3 protein-coding genes and 1 pseudogene are annotated in these 2978 nt (G+C 66.1%); 1 reads left to right on the top strand and 3 read right to left on the bottom strand.

Annotated elements, in window-relative coordinates; translation table 11 throughout:
• Positions 1 to 51: 51 nt before the first annotated feature.
• The 3 genes and pseudogenes from istA to ACFFC4_RS22140 all read right to left on the bottom strand — a co-directional run.
• Positions 52 to 830: pseudogene (gene istA, locus ACFFC4_RS22130) on the bottom strand (IS21 family transposase); the annotation flags it as partial.
• Between the two features lie 421 nt (positions 831 to 1251).
• Positions 1252 to 1530, bottom strand: coding sequence for a type II toxin-antitoxin system RelE/ParE family toxin (locus ACFFC4_RS22135; RefSeq protein WP_375504920.1), 279 nt, complete (start codon positions 1528 to 1530; stop codon positions 1252 to 1254).
• The gene (locus tag ACFFC4_RS22140; protein ID WP_375504922.1) at positions 1527 to 1811 is read right to left on the bottom strand and encodes a type II toxin-antitoxin system Phd/YefM family antitoxin; all 285 of its coding nucleotides are present in this window, start codon (positions 1809 to 1811) and stop codon (positions 1527 to 1529) included. Before ACFFC4_RS22140 ends, ACFFC4_RS22135 begins: the two co-directional genes overlap by 4 nt.
• Positions 1812 to 2530: 719 nt before the next feature.
• Here ACFFC4_RS22140 and ACFFC4_RS22145 point away from each other — a divergent pair.
• The gene (locus ACFFC4_RS22145; protein WP_375504924.1) at positions 2531 to 2950 is read left to right on the top strand and encodes a helix-turn-helix domain-containing protein; all 420 of its coding nucleotides are present in this window, start codon (positions 2531 to 2533) and stop codon (positions 2948 to 2950) included.
• Positions 2951 to 2978 lie beyond the last annotated feature (28 nt).

A 2978-nucleotide genomic window follows, 5' to 3' on the forward strand; every position in this document is an offset into this window, starting at 1 on the left:
TGAAACTCCTTCAGTTGAGAGGACCACTTACACAGACCATCTGACACGCCCGCGGAACCGGCCACCCTCACCCTCCACGCCGCCTTTCTCGTGGGCGCCGTCGACGCCGGGCTGGCAATAGAACGCGTCGAAGCCGTAGTGCGACCGGAACGCCACCCACCGTTCGGACTCGACCCGACTCCGGCCGAACGACACCCGCGACACCGCGGCCTTCAAGTTGTCGTAGCGCACATGCACCGACGGTGTCCCGCCCAGCTCAGAGAACGCGTGGACGTGGCCCTCGAGGAACGCCTCCTGGCCCTGCGTCGCGAACGCCCGATGCACCGCCCCACCCGAGGCCGAAAGCCGGAACGTGAACAGGAAGACCTTCGTCTTGACCCCGCGCAGCACGACCCACAGATCGGCGAAGTCAACCTCACCCTCCGCGCCCAGCGCATGCTCCTGCGGCACGAAACCCTCCGCCGCGTTCCGCCCGGCCTCGGCCCACACCTCCGGCCGACGCTTCGCAACATAGTCGCGGACCGTCGAGTACGACAGCCCGTCGGCGTCGTGCTCATCAACTAGCCGCGCCAGGACCCGCCGGGCGGTATGGCGCTGCTTGCGCGGCGCCTCCAGATCGGAGCGGAGCATCGCGTCGATCGCCGGCTTAAAGTCCTCCAACACCCGCGCCGACCGGACCGGGATCTTCCGCTCCGGCGGCTGCGCCGACTCAACGCCTGACGCACCGTGCGCCGGTGCACCCGATGCCGCTCCGCGAGCTGGCGGATCGACAACTCCTCCACCCGCGCATCCCGACGGATCGCTGCGAACAACTCCACCCTCGACTCCACCCCGGCCCCCCTCAATGAACGACAAACACGTCGATCACCACCCTCAGGTGGGGCCAAATCAAACCGTCACCCCGGGGCCAAATCAGACTGTCAGAGCCAATACGCAACAGGTCGGCGCACCGCCAAGAGGACCGACTTGCGGGTGACGACCGGAGAGTTCCCGAAAGCGGTCAGGGCGCTCATCCGCAATCTCGGGTAGCTAGATGCCCTCCGGCTGGCTGTGCCAGGCCGTCGGCGGTTCATGCTCCTGCACCAAAGTTGGCCTCGAACGGCCGGCCCCATCCACCGCCGCTGGTGGATTGGGCTGCGGAAGCGATGGTTGTTGGCTAGGTCCTGGTCTCCGGCGCGGACGTCCCGCAACGCTCGGACACACTCGGCGAAACTGCCCATGCCCGACGGCCATGCGTCGCAGTGATCATGCTCAGCGCGGTCGGTAGACGTCGGAGCGCGGGGCCACATTGAGCACCGTCACCTGTTGACGGGCATCGTCGATCCGGTAGATCACTCGATATGTCCCCCGCCGCGCACTGTGGCGATCGGACAATGGCTCACGTAGCCGCTGCCCGACGCGATGCGGGTTCCGCAGCAACGCTCCGACGATAAACTCGTACGCGGCGAACGCCACCGCCTCCGGCTGCTGATCAGTCAATTGCCTGCGGGCAGTCGGAGCGATCACCAGCTCATAACCCGAATCGCTCACGCATTAGCCCGACGCGTCCGCATCGCCTCGGCAAGACTGTCCAGAGACTCACCCTCTCCACGGGCCAGCTCGGCGTCGGCTTCGGCCAACGACGCCAGCAACGCCGGGTCGGAGAGGACGGCGATTGTCTCCTCCATTGCTTCCAGGTCCTCAACCGCTAGGAGCACCGCGGTCGGTCGGCCGTGCACCGTGACGGTGATGCGTTCATGCTCGGCGCCCGCCATGGCAACGAGCTCCGACAGGTGCGCCTTGACCTCGGCGATCGACTTGGTCTCTGACATGGTCATAAGTATGACTAGAGCCGTCGAGTTGGGCAATGCGCCGGCCTGCGACACCGCAGCGGTCTCACTTCTGGTCTCGGTTGTCCCGGTTCGGCGCTGTCCACGTCTGTCCCAGCGAGCCCGAGTCAGGTGTGAAAGGACGCTCCTGGACGCCGCCGGACGCCGACTTGCAGTCTTGGAAAGCGGGTTGGGTTCACGCCCTCACGAGTTCGAATCTCGTATCCTCCGCCAGGCTGACCAGGGCAGACGTCGACGCTCGCTGTTCAATTACCGTTCTGCGCACCAGGCGTGGTCTCAGTCTTGGTCCAACTTCCCCTGCGCCGGACACATACGACGGCACATGCAGACGAACCCCACCAGACGTCGGCGCACCTCGGCGAACGACGGAACCGGCCCGCCGAGGACCCAAACCGCTCAAAGAGCGGGTTGATCCCGTCCGCGGAGGGTCGTCGGCGTTCATCGAGGATGTTGATGCCGACCCGGACCGGACGTGGAACCGATGGTCGACGCGCCGTCAACCGCCGCTGAAGACATGTGCGCAGATCGAACATTAGGCACGGGCCCTGCCAGCGAGACGAGCACGCGCGGCCGCTGATCCGAACCCGTTATGCGAGCCACCATTCGGACCGCTTGCTCTGGCGCAAGGACCCACCGTCCGGACACAGACTGCTAGTGGCGTGTTAGCCGGGTAACTTTACGGATGGGTGGGATCATGGTGAATGGCTGGTCGAACTGCGGAAGCGTTGTTGCTGGGTGATGAGGAGCGGTTGGAGCTGGAGGCGTTGACTCGGGCGACGTCGGTGTCGGCCGGGCTGGCTGCTCGGGCCCGGATCGTGTTGCTGGCTGCGAGGGCGACACCGAACAGGGAGATCGCGGAGCTGGTCGGGGTGTCACGGCCGACGGTGAACAAGTGGCGGGACCGGTTCAGCGAGCAACGGTTGGCCGGGCTGGTCGATGCGACTCGCCCGGGGCCGGTACGGCGTATCGACCAGCGGCGGATCGTGGCGAAGACGCTGACCCCGCCACCGAAGCGCCTGGGGGTGACGCATTGGTCGTCACGGCTGCTCGCCGCCGAGCTGGGGGTCAGTCATGTCACGATCGCGCAGGCGTGGCGCGGGCGTGTCAGATGGTCTGTGTAAGTGGTCCTCTCAACTGAAGGAGTTTCAC

The sequence above is a fragment of the uncultured Jatrophihabitans sp. genome (assembly GCF_964244045.1).
In the GTDB taxonomy this organism is placed as follows: Bacteria; Actinomycetota; Actinomycetes; order Mycobacteriales; family Jatrophihabitantaceae; genus Jatrophihabitans.

Coding starts and splice junctions, on each gene's coding strand:
- ACFFC4_RS22145 (WP_375504924.1), top strand. CDS start 2,531: ATGGCTGGTCGAACTGCGGAAGCGTTGTTGCTGGGTGATGAGGAGCGG.
- ACFFC4_RS22140 (WP_375504922.1), bottom strand. CDS start 1,811: ATGTCAGAGACCAAGTCGATCGCCGAGGTCAAGGCGCACCTGTCGGAG.